20 protein-coding genes are annotated in these 18,647 nt (G+C 36.3%); 5 read left to right on the top strand and 15 right to left on the bottom strand.

All coding sequences use genetic code 11. The features are described 5' to 3' along the window. Positions 1-376: 376 nt before the first annotated feature. From QFZ28_RS16220 to QFZ28_RS16270, 11 genes are all read right to left on the bottom strand, one after another. Positions 377-2,500, bottom strand: a complete 2,124-nt coding sequence (locus tag QFZ28_RS16220) for an ATP-dependent Clp protease ATP-binding subunit (protein WP_307195594.1) — start codon at positions 2,498-2,500, stop codon at positions 377-379. A gap of 558 nt (positions 2,501-3,058) precedes the next feature. After that, positions 3,059-3,334 carry a hypothetical protein gene (locus tag QFZ28_RS16225; protein WP_307195595.1) on the bottom strand — a complete coding sequence of 92 codons (276 nt, stop codon included), beginning with the start codon at positions 3,332-3,334 and terminating at the stop codon, positions 3,059-3,061. Positions 3,335-3,517: 183 nt separating this feature from the next. Next, on the bottom strand, positions 3,518-4,963 hold the full coding sequence (locus tag QFZ28_RS16230; RefSeq protein ID WP_307195596.1) for a PTS transporter subunit EIIC: 1,446 nt from the start codon (positions 4,961-4,963) through the stop codon (positions 3,518-3,520). A 1-nt stretch (position 4,964) separates the two neighbouring features. After that, entirely contained in the window at positions 4,965-6,398 is a 1,434-nt protein-coding gene (locus QFZ28_RS16235; protein WP_307195597.1) for a glycoside hydrolase family 13 protein, read from the bottom strand. Beyond that, positions 6,370-6,651 (bottom strand): alpha-amylase family glycosyl hydrolase, encoded by a 282-nt coding sequence (locus tag QFZ28_RS16240; protein ID WP_307195598.1) that lies wholly within the window; start codon positions 6,649-6,651, stop codon positions 6,370-6,372. Before QFZ28_RS16240 ends, QFZ28_RS16235 begins: the two co-directional genes overlap by 29 nt. Before the next feature lie 307 nt (positions 6,652-6,958). Continuing rightward, positions 6,959-7,951: a LacI family DNA-binding transcriptional regulator gene (locus QFZ28_RS16245; RefSeq protein ID WP_307195599.1), complete on the bottom strand. Its 993-nt coding sequence runs from the start codon at positions 7,949-7,951 to the stop codon at positions 6,959-6,961. Positions 7,952-8,787: 836 nt separating this feature from the next. Next, complete coding sequence (locus tag QFZ28_RS16250; protein WP_307195600.1) at positions 8,788-10,155, bottom strand: dipeptidase; 1,368 nt, start codon at positions 10,153-10,155, stop codon at positions 8,788-8,790. 288 nt (positions 10,156-10,443) lie between these two features. Beyond that, complete coding sequence (locus QFZ28_RS16255) at positions 10,444-10,791, bottom strand: hydrolase (protein ID WP_307195601.1); 348 nt, start codon at positions 10,789-10,791, stop codon at positions 10,444-10,446. A gap of 226 nt (positions 10,792-11,017) precedes the next feature. Further along, positions 11,018-11,413 (bottom strand): DUF6979 family protein, encoded by a 396-nt coding sequence (locus QFZ28_RS16260; RefSeq protein WP_307195602.1) that lies wholly within the window; start codon positions 11,411-11,413, stop codon positions 11,018-11,020. 139 nt (positions 11,414-11,552) lie between these two features. Continuing rightward, a complete protein-coding gene (locus QFZ28_RS16265; protein ID WP_307195603.1) occupies positions 11,553-12,209 on the bottom strand; it encodes a nucleotide disphospho-sugar-binding domain-containing protein in 657 nt (218 codons plus the stop codon). Positions 12,210-12,282: 73 nt separating this feature from the next. Further along, positions 12,283-12,738: a hypothetical protein gene (locus QFZ28_RS16270; RefSeq protein ID WP_307195604.1), complete on the bottom strand. Its 456-nt coding sequence runs from the start codon at positions 12,736-12,738 to the stop codon at positions 12,283-12,285. 555 nt (positions 12,739-13,293) lie between these two features. On the opposite strand from QFZ28_RS16270, the gene QFZ28_RS16275 reads away from it, so the two are divergent. Together QFZ28_RS16275 and QFZ28_RS16280 are read left to right on the top strand one after the other, a co-directional pair. Further along, a complete protein-coding gene (locus QFZ28_RS16275) occupies positions 13,294-13,422 on the top strand; it encodes a hypothetical protein (protein WP_307195605.1) in 129 nt (42 codons plus the stop codon). Between the two features lie 150 nt (positions 13,423-13,572). Next, positions 13,573-13,728 carry a hypothetical protein gene (locus QFZ28_RS16280; protein WP_307195606.1) on the top strand — a complete coding sequence of 52 codons (156 nt, stop codon included), beginning with the start codon at positions 13,573-13,575 and terminating at the stop codon, positions 13,726-13,728. A 952-nt stretch (positions 13,729-14,680) separates the two neighbouring features. On the opposite strand, the gene QFZ28_RS16285 is transcribed toward QFZ28_RS16280, so the two are convergent. Continuing rightward, the gene (locus tag QFZ28_RS16285; RefSeq protein ID WP_307195607.1) at positions 14,681-14,944 is read right to left on the bottom strand and encodes a hypothetical protein; all 264 of its coding nucleotides are present in this window, start codon (positions 14,942-14,944) and stop codon (positions 14,681-14,683) included. Between the two features lie 441 nt (positions 14,945-15,385). Beyond that, complete coding sequence (locus tag QFZ28_RS16290; RefSeq protein ID WP_307195608.1) at positions 15,386-16,030, bottom strand: SEC-C metal-binding domain-containing protein; 645 nt, start codon at positions 16,028-16,030, stop codon at positions 15,386-15,388. Between the two features lie 19 nt (positions 16,031-16,049). Here QFZ28_RS16290 and QFZ28_RS16295 point away from each other — a divergent pair, with 19 nt between their 5' ends. Beyond that, positions 16,050-16,220 carry a hypothetical protein gene (locus QFZ28_RS16295; RefSeq protein WP_307195609.1) on the top strand — a complete coding sequence of 57 codons (171 nt, stop codon included), beginning with the start codon at positions 16,050-16,052 and terminating at the stop codon, positions 16,218-16,220. Between the two features lie 181 nt (positions 16,221-16,401). On the opposite strand, the gene QFZ28_RS16300 is transcribed toward QFZ28_RS16295, so the two are convergent. Continuing rightward, complete coding sequence (locus QFZ28_RS16300) at positions 16,402-17,181, bottom strand: SDR family NAD(P)-dependent oxidoreductase (protein WP_307195610.1); 780 nt, start codon at positions 17,179-17,181, stop codon at positions 16,402-16,404. Then, a complete protein-coding gene (locus QFZ28_RS16305) occupies positions 17,172-17,324 on the bottom strand; it encodes a hypothetical protein (RefSeq protein WP_307195611.1) in 153 nt (50 codons plus the stop codon). Before QFZ28_RS16305 ends, QFZ28_RS16300 begins: the two co-directional genes overlap by 10 nt. Positions 17,325-17,437: 113 nt before the next feature. Between QFZ28_RS16305 and QFZ28_RS16310 the strand changes: the two genes are divergently transcribed. Both QFZ28_RS16310 and QFZ28_RS16315 read left to right on the top strand, forming a co-directional pair. Next, positions 17,438-17,656 (top strand): hypothetical protein, encoded by a 219-nt coding sequence (locus QFZ28_RS16310; protein WP_307195612.1) that lies wholly within the window; start codon positions 17,438-17,440, stop codon positions 17,654-17,656. A gap of 98 nt (positions 17,657-17,754) precedes the next feature. Continuing rightward, the gene (locus QFZ28_RS16315) at positions 17,755-17,967 is read left to right on the top strand and encodes a DUF1540 domain-containing protein (protein ID WP_307195613.1); all 213 of its coding nucleotides are present in this window, start codon (positions 17,755-17,757) and stop codon (positions 17,965-17,967) included. Positions 17,968-18,647 lie beyond the last annotated feature (680 nt).

An 18,647-nucleotide genomic window follows, 5' to 3' on the forward strand; every position in this document is an offset into this window, starting at 1 on the left:
CATTAACCGACCTTTTGTTTTGTCGCTAGGCTTATGTCTACTAGAACCTGCCTGTTAGCTTTAAGTTAAAAAATATTAATGGTAATATTAAATGCTAAAATTAATACCATAATTAGCACTAGTTTTAGTATTGAAATTTTAAAAAAGACCATCATGTGATGACCCTCTTTTAGAATTAACGCACCCGTTACTTTAAGTGTAATCCTTCACAAACTTATCAAAACACTTCGTTAATTTAATTAAAATTACCATATTGAAGCCTATAGAAATCGTTTTTTGTTCCAACATTGAATGATCTATTTATAAGAGGAACCCCACTGATTTGAAAAGTGGGGTTTCTCGACAAGCTGAAAGGATAGATGAAGATCATCTATCCTTATGCTACGTTAATATTATTATTTTCTACTGAGACAGTGATCGTAGTTACGTTTTCGCTATTTATAATTAAAGAAGTGATTTTATCTTCAATTTTCTCTTGAATGACACGTCGAAGTGGACGAGCACCAAACACATTGCTATATCCTAATTCGGCAATCTTTTCTTTTGCTTCCTTATCGATTTCAATGGAAATCCCTTGTTCCTCTAATGTTTCTTTAAGCTCCGCCATCATAATCTCGATAATTTCCACAAGGTTCTCTTTTTGTAGGTGGTTAAACTCAATAATCGAATCAATACGGTTTAAGAATTCAAGCTTAAAGTGATTTCCGATTTTATCGACAATATTTGACTCTGCTCCTTGCTGTTCATCGCTGCCAAAACCAATCGGCCCTAAAGTTTTGTTTCCAACACCTGCGTTTGAAGTCATGATGATAATCGTTTCCGTAAAGCTTACAACTCTTCCTTGGCTATCTGTTAACCTGCCATCTTCCATGATTTGAAGAAACACATTCATCACATCTGGGTGTGCTTTTTCGATTTCATCCAGCAGAATTATGGAATAAGAGTTTCGGCGAATTTGTTCCGTTAACTGACCTGCGTCTTCATGTCCGACATAGCCAGGAGGTGAACCAATGAGCTTAGAGACAGAATGTTTTTCCATATATTCACTCATATCTAGGCGAATCATCGCATCTTTACTGCCGAATAATTCGGCGGCAAGAGTTTTCGTCAATTCGGTTTTACCTGTACCTGTTGGACCTAAGAATAAAAATGAAGCGGTTGGACGTGTTTTCGGTTTTAACCCAACACTTGCCCTTAAGATTGCATTGGCTACTTTTTCAATAGCTTTATCCTGACCAATAATTTTACTTGCTAGTCTCTCTTTCAAGTCTTTCATTTTTTGTTGCTCTGCTTTTTGTAGCTTTTGTACAGGGATTCCAGTACTTTTTTCAATAATCTCTTGGACCATTTCTACGGTAATACCTTTCGTTATGTTGTCTGAGTATTCAGATAATATTTGTTTCATTTCTCTCTCTTCATCACGAAGAATCGCCGCTTTTTCATAATGCTCTAATTTCGTTGCTTGTTGTTTTTCTTCAGTAATGTCTTTTAAGCGCTGTTTTAAATAGTTAACATCTAGCTCTCCATGAGCAAGGTTTAGTGTTGCACCGGCCTCATCCATTAAATCGATGGCCTTATCTGGTAAGAAACGATCTTGAATATAGCGTTTTGATAGTGTCACACATGCTTTTAGGACATCATCCGAATACGTTACATCGTGATACTTTTCATATGCTGGCCGAATTCCTTTTAAAATTTCAAACGCCTCATTTACAGACGGTTCTTTCACAATCACCGATTGGAAGCGACGCTCAAGTGCAGGATCTTTTTCAATCATGCGATATTCTTTCATCGTTGTTGCGCCAACAATTTGAATATCACCGCGAGCTAACGCTGGTTTTAATATATTCCCTGCATCCATTGAACCGTCAGAAGTACCTCCAGCACCAACCATCATGTGCAGTTCATCAATGAACAAAATGACGTTTTTACGTTGTTGTAATTCAGCAATAAGTTTTTTCATTTTTTCTTCAAATTGTCCTCTGTAGGATGTACCTGCTACAAGTGAACTGATGTCTAGCAAATATACTTCTTTCGTTTTTAGTTTCGCCGGTACTTTGCCTTTGACGATTTGAAGGGCAAGGCCTTCAACGATCGCTGTTTTCCCAACACCAGCCTCACCGATTAAGACCGGATTATTTTTTGTACGACGGTTTAATATTTGAAGGATACGTTCAATTTCTTGATCTCTACCGATCACGACATCAATTCGCCCTTCTTTTGCTTCATTCGTCAAGTTCCGTCCATGTTGATCAAGAAAGCTATTTTTTTTTCGTTTCTTTGGCTTGGTTAAATGGACATTTTTGTTTTGCTCGGGCTGGCTGCCATCTGTGTCCAACAGATTGAACATTTGGTTGTCAAGTTGAATGGAGCCGTTTTCCATTTTTTGTTTTGCGATATCATAGCATTCCGCACACAAACCAATTTGGCTTTGACCGTGATTAAATGAGAAGTTTAACTGATAACTCGCTGGCGATGTTTGACAGTTTTGACAAATCATAATTCCATCCTCCTTTTTACTTTGACTATCTTTGACTATGAATATATGAAAAAGGAGCCACTTCTACCAATAGGCCCGGTGAATTTTTTATTAAGTTTTTTCTATTATATTGTACTTCTTTTAACATTTCTACAGGTAATGGTTGGGTATATACCCAACCTAGTAAACGTTTACTCCACCATACTGTTGTAAACATAAGAATAATGTAATGTAATTGTCAGTCTATTTTACCCAAGTCTCTCTTTTACTGAGCCTTTTTTCAACAAAAAAGAGTATTTCTCCCTCTTTAAGAAATGCTCCGTTTGCTTAACAAGAATATTATTCTTTATTTTTAGAAATAACCTCAATCATTTTAAATTTTTCTAGTAGGAATTTTACTAATATTCCTAAAAACGCATAAGATTGACAGAGTAAATATGCTTCTATTTTAACTATACATAAATCCCCAACCCTTGAAAAAAATCCCTCTCCAACAAATGTAGAGAATAATGCAAATACTACAGTGCCTATTATGAATGTTTTCCACTAAGGAAACCACTAATGTGTTACCTTGTTCAACTAAACTCCCTCTAAATATAGATGTTGATTATGAACAAACCCACTACCAGAATATAGGCCGTGACTTTCATAACCATATTCGGGTTTTAGTGCAACCCCTATATTTTCCCAGTTTACAAGATCAAAGGATTCTGTCTGGAACCAATGCTTCATCCCATGAACAGCTCCAAAAGGGAACCATTGATAAAACAAATAATAACGTCCGTTATACCAGACAAAGCCATTAGGATCATTTAACAGTCCATATTTCGGTTGAATGTGTATTTTTGCCGCCATATACTGTCCGAAACTAATGCTTCAAGCTTCTTTTGTTCTACTTGGGTCATACTGTCATACGTTGGATAGCGTTCTTCTATTGTCCATGCCATAGTGTACATTTCGTCCTAGACTAATTTACACGAAAAAACGAGTTGCTATAGTGCAACTCGTAAAAAACAAAAATTATTTTAATAGCATCAATTAACTAGCTCTACTTTTACTGTGATCCTGGTCCATTTCCATCACTGCTTTTGGTACTGCAAAAAGGTAAGTAATTATTAAGGCAGCTGCAAAAATTAATATGGATACGACAACATATACCGCAAGCTGGTTCCACTCATAAATGTACATTAAAGGAGAAAGGACAACAGCCAATCCATACGAATTAGCTTTAATATTCAAGATTGAAAGAATCGCACCCCCGAAAGCTGAACAAGCAATCATCACATAAAGTGGTTTCATACTATACCTCATAACGACACCAAACAATGCTGGTTCACTAACACCAAGTAATTGGGTTAACGTTGCACTCATCCCTGTTACCTTGACTGTTTTCTTTTTTGCTTTTAAGGTAATCCCTAAACAAACACCTGCATTGGCAAATCCATACATGGCACATAGAGTAATCAGCGGATTAAACCCAGTATTGGCAAGTAACGTTGTCTCAATTGCAATAAACAAATGATGCATTCCCGTCATGACTGCTAACGGATAGAGGAAACCAATTAACAGACCCCCAATACCAAGAGGAGCACTAATAAGGTTAGTAATAACCGTTACTAATCCTGATTCCACAAAATGTAATAAAGGACCAATGATGAGTAAACCAGTAATCATCATCGTTAATAAAACAAAGAAAGGAGTAAAAATTAAATCTAATGCATTTGGCATGATAGCCCGCAGCTTTTTCTCAAGTTTTGCACCTAAAATCCCAACCACAAGTGCTGTCAATACTTTACCTTGATAACCCACAACCGGAATAAAACCAAAAGCCATTAGTGGTTCTACTCCACTATTAACATCTGCTACCGCATAAGCATTTGGAAGGGCAGGAGAAACGAGCATTAACCCAAGGACAAAACCAATTACTGGCATACCGCCAAAATTCCTAAATGCTGACCAGCATATCAAAGCTGGTAAAAAGGCAAACGCAGTGTCTGTTAATACAGATGTAAGGGTCTTTAGATTTTCAGGAATATCATTTGGACTCATGTCCATCAGACCTAAGAAGGCGTCACTGAACAATACACCTTTTAAACCAAGAAATAAGCCTGTAGCTGCAATAATAGGAATAATAGGGATAAATATATCTGCTAAAGTCCGGACAGCCCTTCTTATTCCCTTTTCCTTTCTGCTAGATGAAGCTTCCTTATTGGGCTGCTCATCCATCGGATCAGGTTGATTCCCTCTTAGCGCAGCATAGACTTTATTTACCGTTCCCGTACCCAAAATAATCTGGTATTGACCAGCATTATAAAAAACACCCTTGACTTCATCGATTCTCTCGATCGCTTCATCATCGATCATTTCACGATCTTTAACGGAAATGCGTAATCTTGTGGCACAATGTGTACACGATTCGATATTATTGATGCCGATAACGTTAACTATCTCTTTTCCTATACGTTCATACTTATTTTCACTCATGCTAATTCGCTTCCTTTTTTAAGAGTACTAGTGCCTGATATGGTTTTAATGTATATTCTTGCTCCGTGATTGTTGCGCTTTCTTCTTTGTAGTTAGTAAGAAGGATATCATATTCATAAGATTCCAGTTCAACATTCTCAGTTTCAGGTGAAAAGTTGAAATAACAAACCACTTCTTCGGCATCCAATTTTCGTTTATAGGCAATAATGGTTGGATGTTCTTCTAAAATAGGTTTAATCTCTCCATAAATAAGAGATTCTTTTGATTGTCTCACTTGAACCATTTTTTTATAAAAATTAAGAATGGAATTTGGGTCTTGTTCTTGTTGCTCCACATTAATCGTTTTGTAATTATCATTCATTCCCAACCATGGTTGGACTTTTGAAAATCCGCCATATTCCTGTGCACTCCAATGGAATGGTGTTCTAGAATTATCACGGCTTCGCAGGTTAATAAAGTGTAATGCTTCTTCTGAACTAAAGCCTTCGTCCATGGAACGATAGTACTGATCAATACTTGATATATCGTCAAATTCCTCAATGCTTTGTCGTTTAAAATTGGTCATACCAATTTCCTGACCTTGGTAGATAAAAGGTGTCCCTCTAAGATTGAAATACATTGCACCAAGCATCGTTGCTGAATAGAAAGTTCGATTCTCTTCTTCTTTTATATACTTGCTAATAGCTCGATTCTGGTCATGATTCTCTATAAAATTAGCTCCCCATCCCTCTTTTTGAATTTCATTTTGACTAGTAAAGATTAATTTTTTTAAATCTAATACATTCCAGTCGACCCTCTTAAACCACTCACTGCCAGAAGCAACATCAAGGTCTGCGTATTTAAAGTCAAAAATCATGGAAAAGTATCCATTCTCCCCAATATAATCACCGTATTGCTCATAAGGAACCCCTGGGGCTTCACCAATGGTTACACAATTATATTTAGAGAAAGTTTCTTTATTTAACTCATGTAAGAAAACATCAATTCCGGGTCGATTCCGCGTTTTCTTTGTACATTTACCTAACCCGTCTACTCCATCAGCAGGGATATTATCATAGCTTTGATCTTTTTTAATAAATGTAATCGCATCCACTCTAAATCCAGCAATACCTTTTTCCAACCAGTAATTGACCATTTTATATAATTCTTCGCGTACTTGCTTGTTTTCCCAATTTAAGTCAGGTTGTTTCACATGGAAAGAATGAAAATAATACTCTTCTGTCCCTTTCAAGGGCTCCCATACACTTCCACCAAAAACTGAGCGCCAATTTGTAGGGGGCTGCCCATTCTTTCCTGGCTTCAAAATGTAATAATCCCTATATTTACTATTCTTTGGATTCTCCAATAAGTCTTGGAACCATGGATGTTCATCAGATGTATGATTGATGACCAAGTCAAGGACAATCTTAATCCCCTTTTTCTTTTGCCCTATCAATTAATTCTTCAAGATCTTTCATGTCCCCAAACTCTGGGTTTAATTGATAATAATCCGAAATATCATATCCGTTATCGGCCATCGGAGATTGATAAATTGGACATATCCATATCATGGTAATTCCGAGTGACTGGAGGTAATCCAATTTTTGAGTTATCCCTTTTATATCCCCAATTCCGTCATTATTAGAGTCATAAAAACTCTTTGGATAAATTTGATAAATTACTTCTTTTTGCCACCATTTTTTCTCCATGTTGCCCTCCTGTTGTAGATGAATTGTTCTACTATTTCATGTGGTATCGATTCCATATTGTTTTTAAAAAATAAAACTCTATATTTAGAGCTTATAAAGTAGAATTCCACTAAAATAGCAAATGGTATCGATTCCATAAATCACGGAAAAATTTTGGAACCGGTTCTATTTTCATTATATTTACCATTGTTTAACCTGTCAACGCTTTCTTTTTCATTAATATCATATAATTTCTTCAACCATTACTGCTACTGGTATAAAAAAGTGAAATCGATACCACATTTCACTTTTAATCACGAGACTACGCTTACGTCGATTGGCGGACAATCAATTCAATCGGAAGCTCATATGTTTTTATCGGCATTTTTGGGTTTTCTAACAACTCAATCATGACTTTAACTGACTTTTCCCCCATCTGATCCATAGGTTGACGAATCGTGGTCAATTTCGGATCCAAAATTTCTGCAATTGGTTGGTCGTCAAAACCAACAACGGCAAGATCTTGAGGGATGGATAGACTATGCTCCTTCGCTTCGATGATGATTCCGGCAGCTACCTCATCACTTCCTGTAAATATGGCCGTGGGACGGTCATCCATCTCAAGAATTTGCTTCAAGACTATTTTTCCATCTTCAATCGTATGTTGGTCCACAAAGATCCATCTTGGATTAATCTTTACATTTGCTTCCTGCATTGCTTTTTGGAAGCCAAGATTGCGGTCTCTCCCTCTCCCATGTGCATCGAATAATCCACCCGTACAATAAGCAATCTTTTGATGTCCCTTTTCAACCAGGTGTTTTATTCCTAAATAAGCCCCTTTTGTTTGGTCCAAGCGGATCATCGGGGCCACTTCCTGATTGACATAATCATTGCACAGCAAGATGGAACCATACTTAGTATATGGTTCTATAATTTCCCAATCATTTTCAATTGATGTCATGATGATCCCATCTACCTGCTTGTTCTTTAGCAGATTTAAAAAGGCCAGTTCCTTTTCTTTGTCCTCATTACTTTGGGCTATTAATACCTGATATCCCCTTTGGTAGGCTGCATTTTCGATAGAATTCACGAGATAGGAAAAGAATGGATTAACGATTCTTGGAACAATGACCCCTATGGTTGTAGTTAGCTGGCCTCTTAGTCTCCTTGCAGTAGGGTTCGGTGTATAGCCCAGCTCTTCCATTGCCTTTAAGACCAATTCCCTCTTCTCCTCGGAAACATATGGATGATTATTTATAACCCTAGACACGGTCGTTTTCGATTGTCCCGATAACTTTGCAACATCTGAAATTGTAGCCATTTGCTAATTAAACCACCTTATCAATTACATTGTTTATTCTTAAAATAAGTTTACTTGAGCAAAGCCCCTAATGCAATCGATTCCATATATATATATATATTGATTTTCGTCTTTTAAGTAACTACATCAAATTAAATATATTTGCATTTATTGCAGTATCAGACTACAAATTCTCGCTCCTGTGATTAGAGGAAGAGAACGATTGATGTCTCTGTTAAAGCCGTTCAAATCATTTCATCTGTTTCTTCAATAAAGTAGCCCGATAACTCTGTTAATCTACCCTTGACCACTTCTCTTTGCGCCAAAGTCAACCATGAATCACCATCGATATACGTATAGACTACTTCGTGAACAAATGCTAAATTATATTGAGTACTATTCTCTGTATTTTCCTCTATGTATTGCTGTATTTTTCGAACATCATCTTCAAAAGATTTTTAGAATTACGTTCCCCTTATACTTAATTTCAAACAGACTCAATAACATCTATCAAATGGTTATTGTTATCTTGATTATCAGGTCATTTGCTGACAATATTCACTTAATAGAAACTATTATTTGAACTTAAAAATTTTGATGCTAAACCATTTTAAAATAACTACCTTGAAGATATATTGAAAAAGGGAGTAAAAGGTCATAGTTAATTCATAAAATTATGAACGTTTAATGACAAAGGAATTTCGGGGTGCACCCGAGATTTACTGGCATATTCCACACTTTTTTATCTATTCCTCTTGTTGATTTAACCATGAGAACCGTCCCTCAAGGTTTTTACCGTAACCGAAATGGTTTATCAGCAAAAAAGAGGGACGCTATGCGATCCCTCTTTTACCTATCTATTCACAGATTAACTCTAAAAATGTACAAATCGTTAATATTCCTTTATCAAAGTTTTCTAAGTTAAAATGTTCATTCGGAGCATGGAGATTTTCATCTGGCAACCCGAATCCCATTAAGACAACAGGAGTATTTAGGGTATGGTTGAAATCCGATACAATCGGAATGGAACCCCCTTCTCTTTTATATACAGGTGCTTTTCCATATACCTTTTCATAGGCTTGAGCAGCTTTTTGAATCATCGGATCATCGATTGGGGTTAAGAATGGATTACCCGTATCTTGAAGTGTTACTTTAACGGTGCATCCTTTTGGTGCTTGTTCTTCTAAATGCTTTTTGATTAAGCCCTGGATTTTTTCTGGATTTTGATTATTGACTAGACGGCAGGTAATTTTGGCATGTGCCTCGTTTGGAATGACGGTTTTTGTACCTTCCCCCTGAAATCCACCCCATATGCCGTTTAATTCTAATGTTGGTCGAGAACTGATTTTCTCAGGATATGGATAATTTGATTCCCCTCCCGTTAATTCTGTTAACCCTAACGATTTTTTTAGCTTTTCTTCATCAAAGCCCAGTGCTTTAATTTGTTCCTTTTCAAATTCCGTTAATTCTAAAACATCATCATAAAACTGATCAACATTTACCTTTCCGTTTGCATCATGAAGAGTAGAAAGCAGCTGCACTAACAAATGGTTAGCGTTCTGAACCCCCCCGCCGAACATGCCTGAATGCAAATCAGTATTTGCCGTTTTAAGGGAAACCTCAAGAGCGCAAAGACCTCTTAGAGAATAAGTAATCGCAGGAACTCCTCTATCCCACATGTCAGAATCTGAAATGATCACCACATCACAGGCAAGTTTTTCTTTATTTTCTGCTAAAAACTGTGGAAGATTGGGACTTCCGATTTCTTCTTCTCCTTCGATACAAAATTTAAGATTTACCGGTAGTTTATTTTCTACTTTCAGTAATGCTTCGACGGCCTTAATATGTAAGAACGTCTGACCTTTGTCGTCTGTGGCCCCTCTGGCAAAGATTTTTTCATCCCGGATGTCTGGTTCAAACGGAGGGGTTTCCCATAGGTGAATCGGGTCAACGGGCTGTACATCATAATGACCGTATACTAATACAGTGGGCGCATTTTCCTGATGAAGCCAGTCGGCATAAACAATTGGATGACCTTTTGTTTGTACGATTTCAACGTGTTCCATACCAATACTTTCTAACTTATTGGCGATCCAGGAAGCTGCTTTTTGAATGTCCTCTTTATGCTCAGACAAGGAACTTATGCTAGGAATACGAAGTAATTCTTTTAATTCCTCAACATTTTGATGATGATTCTGGGATACAAAATCGGATAATTGACTCATGTTCTCACCTATTCTTTTTTATTTTCAATTCTATTTTACACAAATTTTAGGAAAATAATAGAAAACCAGCACTAAAAAAGGAGAGAGTTTATTTGAATAGATTATAAATGCCTAGCCCTGCAAGATAGTATCAAGGATATTTATACCGGATTTTGGACCAAGCCTTTTCTAGAGAATTGATTAATTTCAAAAAAATGCAGCCAGTTTCCCAAGGCATGGGACTGACCGCGTTTACTGCTTCTTGTAAGAAAATCACCATTTAATATATTTTGCTAGGTTCCAGCAAGATTAAAAGCTTTTGTTCTGAATCCTTGTACTATCTTCATTTAGAATTCCCATTTTTCTAATATGTTCCCTGGTTTTTTCATCACCTAATTCATAAAGCGTCGTATAGATCCACAGCATTCGCTGGTCATATTCCTTATTTTGAGGCTGATGATGATATTCAAGATAAGGAATATGTGAACGAAAATAACTTTCCCAATCTGTTTCATCCATTCGATTAAAAAGTCGTTCAATGAAATTTATTTGAGATTCTGTCGCTTCAATTTTAAAATCCCACTCTCCCTCGAAAGGTCCTGTGAAAATTTCATTAGATTGAATATTGATATAGTAACTTTGTTTTTGTCCATCCATTCGATCATCTCCTATCTTTATGGATGTTTACCACAACTTTCAATCTTTTAAACATTTTCATACTTTTAAATATTACCAATGGTTATCAACCGTCCTTAACTATATGCTTTATATTTTATTATTTAGCTTTTGTTGGAGATTTCAAGTGGAAGGAAAATTATGTTCAAAATAAAAATAACCCGAAAAACAACATATTTAATGACGTTTTTCGGGTTATTCCTTCTATTTAGTCAGTTACAAGCAACCCATTATTCCTAAGGGTAACAACCACATCCATCTGGTAATTATGTACCTTTTCTTTTCCTCCAATCACTTCATTCCATAGGTGATTAATATCATCAGCTAACTTGGCATCTTTCCTGATCAGTTCAACAGCTTTCATTGCATATTCTTTATTTTTCGAATTACTTTTATAAGAGTATTTCCCTTCTGGTATACCTTGAATTAATCCTTCTTCACACAATCCAATAAATGCACCTCTTGGGCATCCTTTTACTTGACTAGAAGTTCCTTCTCCAAAAATTTCAATCGTGGCTTGATTCCATGCATTTAATGGTGAGGCCATTTTCTTCGAGTTTAATAATGTTACTGCACGGACTGCAGCTTGTCCATATTTCCCCATTTAATTTTCCACCTTTAAATTTAGTATCTCATTTCTTCTTCTGACTTTTCATATAATTTTAAACGATTTTGGATGGTGCTTTTTTGTATGTTAAAGCCACAGTAGAGACTGCACTTTTACCTGCTTGAATTCCAAGGAGTCAGGGTTTCACCTCAATTTTTGCCAATATAACCTTTGCTGCTTCTACAGCTCCTCCTGCATTTCGAAAGGTTCTAGAAAGTTTCTGTGCATTTTCCGGAAATGTTTGATCCTCTATTAAATCAGCGGCTGCTTTTGCTAAATGTTTTGGTCTGTTACCTTTTAGTTCTATACCTGCACCAAGTTCTGCCACTATCCTTTGTTCGCTATGTAACGGGAATAATACCATCGGAACTCCAAAATACAGGCTTTCATTGACACTATTCATACCGCAATGGGTAATAAATACATCCGCCTTCTGTAATATGGCAATCTGTTCTACATGGTTTCTAACTATAAAATTGTCAGGTATGCGGCCAAGCGAGGCAATGTCTGTCTTTTCCCCAACTGACATCACAACATCATAAGAACTGTCTGCAAATGCTTGGATGCAATTTTGATAGAAATCCTTATTTTGATTAAGCACCGTTCCCAATGAAATATAGATCAACTTTCTGCTCTTTTTTCCTTCGAGTACCTCGTGTGATTTTAGGATGCTAGGACCTATAAAGGCAAATTTATCAGAAAACGTTTCTGCCATGGGCTGGATTTGTTTAGATGTATAAACAATGGTATCCGTTTCATTATCATTTTGAATAACCGATAGGAAACTATCCACTTCATACCCATAAGATTATAGAATGCTAGCATGGTAGCTGCCATAATGACAGCTACATCACCCATCCGTTTTTTCATGAATCTCTCCTCTTTTCTATCAAACCTTCATCACCCCGTGAATAATATCCCGCAATGGCAGGAAAACTCTCGCATTCCCTCCTCATATCCCGAAACGAAATTACATCATTTCCTCTATAAAACTGGAAATCTAGTAAAGATTCATGACAGTTCCATGGTTTTTGATGAAATGTTTTTGTATAATACTGGATTGCCTCTTCCTCGCTGGGTGCAAAGATAAAAACAAAATCTTTTTGGTTCATCTTAAGTGAGTAGACTCGAACCTTATAAATACCTAATACATTGTTTCGAATCATTTCGGCAACTTTCTGGTGATTTGCTAGATCAAAATTTAATTTGGATAAGTCATCATCTAATGAAATTTTCTTCTCTGCCAGTAAATGGTGTATATAATGGGCTAATGAAGATTCTTCATATCGTAAACTATCACTGTAAGCTTCTTTTATTAACATATATACACCCTATTCTTCGTTTTTTTATCCTATTTGGTCTTCGTTCTTAACTGGGTGATGAAAGATTATATTCGGGGGAGACTGCCTTCCTTTTGGTCCTTTACTATTAAGATTTTTTTAAAATTTTTACAGTTAAAATATTGAATTTTCTATCGTTTTTTTATATATTAATATTGAAATTAGCACTCACCATGATCGAGTGCTAATAAAATAAATTAAGGGGGTGTGTTCTATTACACTTTTTTCTTAAAGGTTCAAAAGGACTAATAATGATTAAATACACTACAAGGAAGGTGTGTGATTAATGTCATTTGTCCATTATGACAAGGTCTATGAAATTTGTTGTGCTGCTTCTTGTATTGACTGGGAGATAGGACAGATAAAAACGCAGGAATGACATTGGAAAAACACATGAAACTTTCGTTAATATTTCACCATGATCTTTCGGAACATAACCTATGCCAATCCTTATGTGTGTTTCCAAAATATATTTGATGGTTATCATAGCTTATTTTCTGAACTGTTTTGGAAATTGTTTTGAAGGAGGAATTCTTTATGAAAATGTTGGACCTTGTGTGCATTTATTGTGGTGAACCACTTTTAAAATGGGAAAGTACTAGAAGTTATTGCTGGAATTGTAATGAATTAACGACATCTGAAGCTTTTCACGAAGAAGTTGACTAAAGTTGGTTTGACTTAATCTTCCAATAGTCTTAAGTCACAAATGAATGTTTTTCAGGAGAATTTTTTATGACTCACAAAACAACTGAGCCAAAAGGCACCATGCAAATGAAATACTAACACTAATACAACAGATACGTGGAGGTTTTCTATATGAAAATAAAAACAGGTTTATGGATAAAACTCCCACAACTTCTGCGATTACGTATGTTAGCTGCTGCGATAGAACAACAAAAAGAACGAAAAAAAATAACGCAGCTGTGCCTAAAGGGGTCGGGTGAGAAGGAGAAAACTAAAATAACATATTAAATAACAGCATGGTTTTTATATGTAAAAAGTTTACATTTTATAAAAATCGGAATAAAATACTTTTTGTTAGATTTATGCAAGAAAGGAAACAAAGCAGTCATTAAGGGAGAATATTGAACTACATGACTATTTTATAAATTAGATATATGAAACCAAGGTAAATTAATTCCTTAAGAAAAAGTGCCTGTCACTAGTCGAAATTGTCACATTCGACTAGTGACAGGCACTTTATTTAAAGGCTTCTAGTTGATGTGGAAAAGGTTGTTTACCGATAATTTCATGGGTTTTTTCTAGTTGAAAACTTGTGTATCCAGTCATTTTCTTACTCCATAGATGTGAGATTTGGACTATTTCCAATCAACTACTATATCCATAAAAGGAGCAAGATCCCCCTAACGGGTTCCGTTCCCTATCGCAAAACTTGAAAATGCAGGCGAAAATGTAACCCAATTTGTACTGTGTTTTGTATCTGTTTTCACAATAAAAGAAATGGCCTATTAAGAACATTTGCCCCTAAAACAATCTTTCTTCTGTCATTTGATACAGCAAAAACTTGCGCAGATTCCCCCTATAGCGTTTGGACAACTTTATAACTATAAGCATCTAAATTCAATAAAAAACTAGTGCCAAATTCATATACAATTTGGCACTCATTTTACGTTACATTTTTAATGTATGCGATAGGAAACGGAACCCGTTAAGACCCCCTGCTTCTTTTTATATGAATTGATTAAATAAATTTTAACTCTTCAGGATTTCAAAAAAGTGCCAGGCACCTTCCAAGTTTATAGATGGTGCCTGTTGCACTTAATAATCGGATGCTGCCATTTTCTCTTTAGTATTAGTGTAGGATGAACAAAGAAACCATACCTTGTTAGCTTATTTATTCAAAGAAGTTATGAAATACTCAGGTTGAATTAAGTATATTATCGAGGAGTTCCATTGGAGAGGTTTAATGGTTTTTTAGCTTATAAATTTCCCTAGAATGCTCTGAAATCATTTGATCATAGTATTCGAGGTCATGTTTTGTTGCCATTTTCGCCTTTATTTCTTTAACCTCATCGAAAACGGAATCTAGTTTTTTTTCAATTATAGCCACTCTTCCGTCCATTTCGGTAAGTTTTACATTTGTTGCTGCAACAGCATTAATTAATTGATGCAATAAATCACCTTGTCTTTTTTGTTCAGCCAAAATCAAATTGAGTGTTTTTTCCACTTTTTCTCACCACCTTTTTTTTCACTTATTATTATAGCAGATTTATGTTGAGAATTGTCGATGTGAACGACCATGGGGACGGCTCTATTCGCCAAACCTTTTGAACTAAAGTGGTAACAAGCCAAAGAGTTACTCTTTTTGTTTATGACAATGTAGGATTTGGCGGCTAATCTAGGCAGACACATAAAAAAGTCACTTGTAAACAATCTCTTGTACCATTAAACTCCCCGTTATCGTGTCAATAATTACAGAACCATCCATTATCAAGCTTAAAAATAGAGGTGGTTTAGTAAAACCATTTCCCTGTCCGTTAGATAAAGCTATAAACAGTATTACCATGTAATGATATTCACTAGGACTCTAATAAAAAGACCTCCTGAAGAAGCCCTAAACATCTTTATTCTCGTATAGCAAAACCAATGAAAATTGGATTAATACATTTTATTTCCCGCAGCATTTTTTATATTTTTTGCCGCTACCGCAAAGGCATGGATCATTTCGGCCGACTTTATTATCGTTACCTACCGGAGCAAGTGGGAGATCACTCCCCTTCTGTCTAAAGTCCAATTCTCTTTCCAGTGCGACTTGTCTCCAGTGAGCTAGTTCACGATGATCTAACCCCAGAATTGAAAAGTAGCTATAGACGGTCTGTTCAATATCCACAAGGCCAGAGGTGTAATCTAGCTTCATATGTGCGTTAATTTCAGGAAGAGCTTCTTCCGAAAGCTGGTGACAAAGTGCTTCGATTAGAATATCTTGATCATTCAGTTGTTTTGCAGCACGGTATGCTTCTCTTAGAACCTGGACCGAGAAGTCTGATTTAATGTTTTCAACAATGGAAGCGGCGTAAATGATCGAATTATCTTTCCTAAGATAAGGAGCTACTTCCCTTACCACTTCATCTGATTGGAAACTGATTAACGTTACAGACAGTTCTTCTAACAAACCGTCATCATCGTGGTCCAATAAGCGAACCAATAAAGGAATATATCTTTCTAGTTCCAACAATCCAATCATATAGACCGACAAGATTCCATTAAATGAGAACCATTGTTTCTTAATCTCTTCTTCTAGTATATATGACAAGATAAAAGGAGGAGGTTAAGTGGGTATTAGACCACCATTAAATAATGATGTAGTTGGTTTCCCAATAGAAGCAAGTCAAGTACCAACCGAACAATCCCCAGGTTTTTTGATTTTATTGGTGTTCAAGCTTAGTATTTACCTGGAGCAGAGACAACTCGAAATGGAAATGACCGCTTTACTGAAGACATAAGGGGTGCTACGGCGGTATGGGGATTCCCTATCGTTCCAAATAGTGCACCCATTACACTTACAGAGCCAACTTAGGTAGTAGCCTTTCTTTACATAATGATAAAAATGGTATGTATTGAAAAAGAGACACTTTTTTAACTTTCTCTAGTGTATCATAGCATTTTATATTTGTATTCTGACGATTATAAAGTTCCCGCTAAACCGCCATCAATATTCACAGAGGTACCTGTAACATAAGAGGCTGCATCTGAGACAAGGAATGTAATCACTTTCGCTGCTTCCTCCGTATTTCCGATGCGTCCAAGTGGAATTTGACGGTCATTCTGGGAGAATTCTTCCCATGAAAGTTCTGGTGCTTGTTTCTTCCACATTTTTTCGATTTGTTCGCTCCGTATTAAGCCAATGCAAACGGTGTTGACTCGAATATTGTCTGGACCAAGGTCCTTGCTCATTGCTTTTGTAAGAGCCATCCCCGCCGCTCTGCTGACGGAAGTAGGCAGTGAAGAAGCAGGGGGAGTTTTGCCAATAATCGCTGTCACATTGACAATCGCCCCTTTTCCCGCTTGGCGCATATACGGGACAGCGTAACGGGAACAATGAATCGCACCAAATAATTTTAAATCTAGATCTTGTTGCCAAAGTTCGGTTTCTACATTTTCAAACCTGTGCGCTTGGGATGTACCAGCATTGTTGACTAAAATATCTAAACGTCCATATTTTTCTATGGTCGCCTCAACTGCTTTTTTACATTGATCGTCCTGTGTAACATCGGTGACAATATATAATACTTCTTTTTCTGTTTGTTCAAAAATATAGGCAGCTGCTTCTTTTAAGCGATCCTCATTTCTGGCACAAATTGTGACTTCTGCTCCTTCTTTTACCAAATAAAGAGCCGTTTCTAATCCAATTCCCCTGCTCGACCCGGTGATTAATGCGACTTTTCCTTTTAAACCTAAATCCATGATAATCTCCTTCCTGGAACATACGAAACTTCAATCTTCTTGTTAATACTAGTATACCCATCACCGTACATTCTTTTGAAAGGAAAATGCTCAATAACTCTTCCAATTCCTCTTTCATCCCTCTCTCCTATAATATTGGCCATTTATTTTTAGAGGTTTAGCAACAAAAAGCTCCTTCTGTAATGACCAAACTAATAAGGATCTTTATCAAAAAGATCTCGGTGGGAAAACCATCTGCCTCCCCTACTACCGGGGCATGATTCTTCAATGTACAGCAGATAGAGGAATCGGTCCTGCTGCTATGCTTTATTCAAATCATGTAGATTCCATTACAGCGGCAGGAATCATCCTTGCTGATGTATGGAATAATAAAAAAATAATCGCGATTGATCAACTTGGCGATGAATTCTTAGACTATGTCCAAGATGGTCAAAATATTGAAGTTAAAGAAGATGGATCCGTTATCGTCCTTTAAGTAAATAGAGTAAGATGAGTATTTTGATGATTGGAGAAATCTATTCTGATGGAAATCTTGAACCATTTTTTTATTAAACATTTAACGGAGGGATTATGATGCCAAACGTAGAAGTTAACTGTACCGTATCCAATTGTACCTTTCATGCAGAAGGCAATATATGTGGAGCAAGTCAAATAACAGTGGACATGGATTATCAATCAAAGTATGATACCGAATTTTCTCAAGAATTTGACATTAGAAGCCGTAAGGAAGAGGCCAATCATTCAGGGGATACGGCCTGTAGAACATTTAAACCGAAGTCTTCTTAGTCAAATTTTGTGGCGACGTTTCCAACTAATATTTAAGAACTTGCTTTTTAAAGAGGCCATTTGAAATTCTTGTTTCATTTGAATTCTGAATGACCTCTTTTCTTTTAATAATACAGAAAAAACCTTTTGGCTAAGACAATTAATGCATTTTCAGCTTAACATGTTAATTTGCAATAATTCAATTTTATAATGTCCAATTGAAAAAAACTCTCTGGGTCCCTCATCTCTTGGATTAATCCTGTGGAATATAAAAGCGGTAAATTTAAGAATAAGGCATCGCTACTGAAAACCAGGTAAAAAATCCTCTACTCTACAAAGAATACAAGTCGAAAACGCATCTGCCAGCTTAATAGCTACTATCTGCCTCCGTGTTTCTGGATGTAAGATGTATATCGCTTAAATAATATGTCCTCAGTAAGGAAGGTCTCGTGACAGCCGGCGGATGGTGTTAGTGACGCGATGGTTTTTGCAGAGTACGGCCTCCCTTCTGTCAATCTATCCGCCGGTTACCAAAACATAAAGAAACGGAAACAGTAAATTACAAGTCGACCTTCGAAACAGTATTGCTAGTGGAGTCGGTTTTATTTCTTTCCTTCATGTCATTTCCTCCATTTGTTTTCATACATCTTTTTATTTTCTCGCACTAACCTGTTAGCGGAACAGAAAGTTCTATCGAAAAC

It is taken from the genome of Neobacillus niacini, from assembly GCF_030817695.1.
In the GTDB taxonomy this organism is placed as follows: Bacteria; Bacillota; Bacilli; order Bacillales; family Cytobacillaceae; genus Neobacillus; species Neobacillus niacini_F.

Bases quoted from the DNA above. Each gene is read 5' to 3' on its own strand.
- QFZ28_RS16220 (WP_307195594.1), bottom strand. From the start codon at position 2,500: ATGATTTGTCAAAACTGTCAAACATCGCCAGCGAGTTATCAGTTAAAC.
- QFZ28_RS16225 (WP_307195595.1), bottom strand. From the start codon at position 3,334: ATGGCGGCAAAAATACACATTCAACCGAAATATGGACTGTTAAATGAT.
- QFZ28_RS16230 (WP_307195596.1), bottom strand. From the start codon at position 4,963: ATGAGTGAAAATAAGTATGAACGTATAGGAAAAGAGATAGTTAACGTT.
- QFZ28_RS16240 (WP_307195598.1), bottom strand. From the start codon at position 6,651: ATGGAGAAAAAATGGTGGCAAAAAGAAGTAATTTATCAAATTTATCCA.
- QFZ28_RS16245 (WP_307195599.1), bottom strand. From the start codon at position 7,951: ATGGCTACAATTTCAGATGTTGCAAAGTTATCGGGACAATCGAAAACG.
- QFZ28_RS16250 (WP_307195600.1), bottom strand. From the start codon at position 10,155: ATGAGTCAATTATCCGATTTTGTATCCCAGAATCATCATCAAAATGTT.
- QFZ28_RS16255 (WP_307195601.1), bottom strand. From the start codon at position 10,791: ATGGATGGACAAAAACAAAGTTACTATATCAATATTCAATCTAATGAA.
- QFZ28_RS16260 (WP_307195602.1), bottom strand. From the start codon at position 11,413: ATGGGGAAATATGGACAAGCTGCAGTCCGTGCAGTAACATTATTAAAC.
- QFZ28_RS16270 (WP_307195604.1), bottom strand. From the start codon at position 12,738: ATGTTAATAAAAGAAGCTTACAGTGATAGTTTACGATATGAAGAATCT.
- QFZ28_RS16275 (WP_307195605.1), top strand. From the start codon at position 13,294: ATGAAAATGTTGGACCTTGTGTGCATTTATTGTGGTGAACCACTTTTA.
- QFZ28_RS16280 (WP_307195606.1), top strand. From the start codon at position 13,573: ATGAAAATAAAAACAGGTTTATGGATAAAACTCCCACAACTTCTGCGA.
- QFZ28_RS16300 (WP_307195610.1), bottom strand. From the start codon at position 17,181: ATGGATTTAGGTTTAAAAGGAAAAGTCGCATTAATCACCGGGTCGAGC.
- QFZ28_RS16305 (WP_307195611.1), bottom strand. From the start codon at position 17,324: ATGGCCAATATTATAGGAGAGAGGGATGAAAGAGGAATTGGAAGAGTT.
- QFZ28_RS16310 (WP_307195612.1), top strand. From the start codon at position 17,438: ATGATTCTTCAATGTACAGCAGATAGAGGAATCGGTCCTGCTGCTATG.
- QFZ28_RS16315 (WP_307195613.1), top strand. From the start codon at position 17,755: ATGCCAAACGTAGAAGTTAACTGTACCGTATCCAATTGTACCTTTCAT.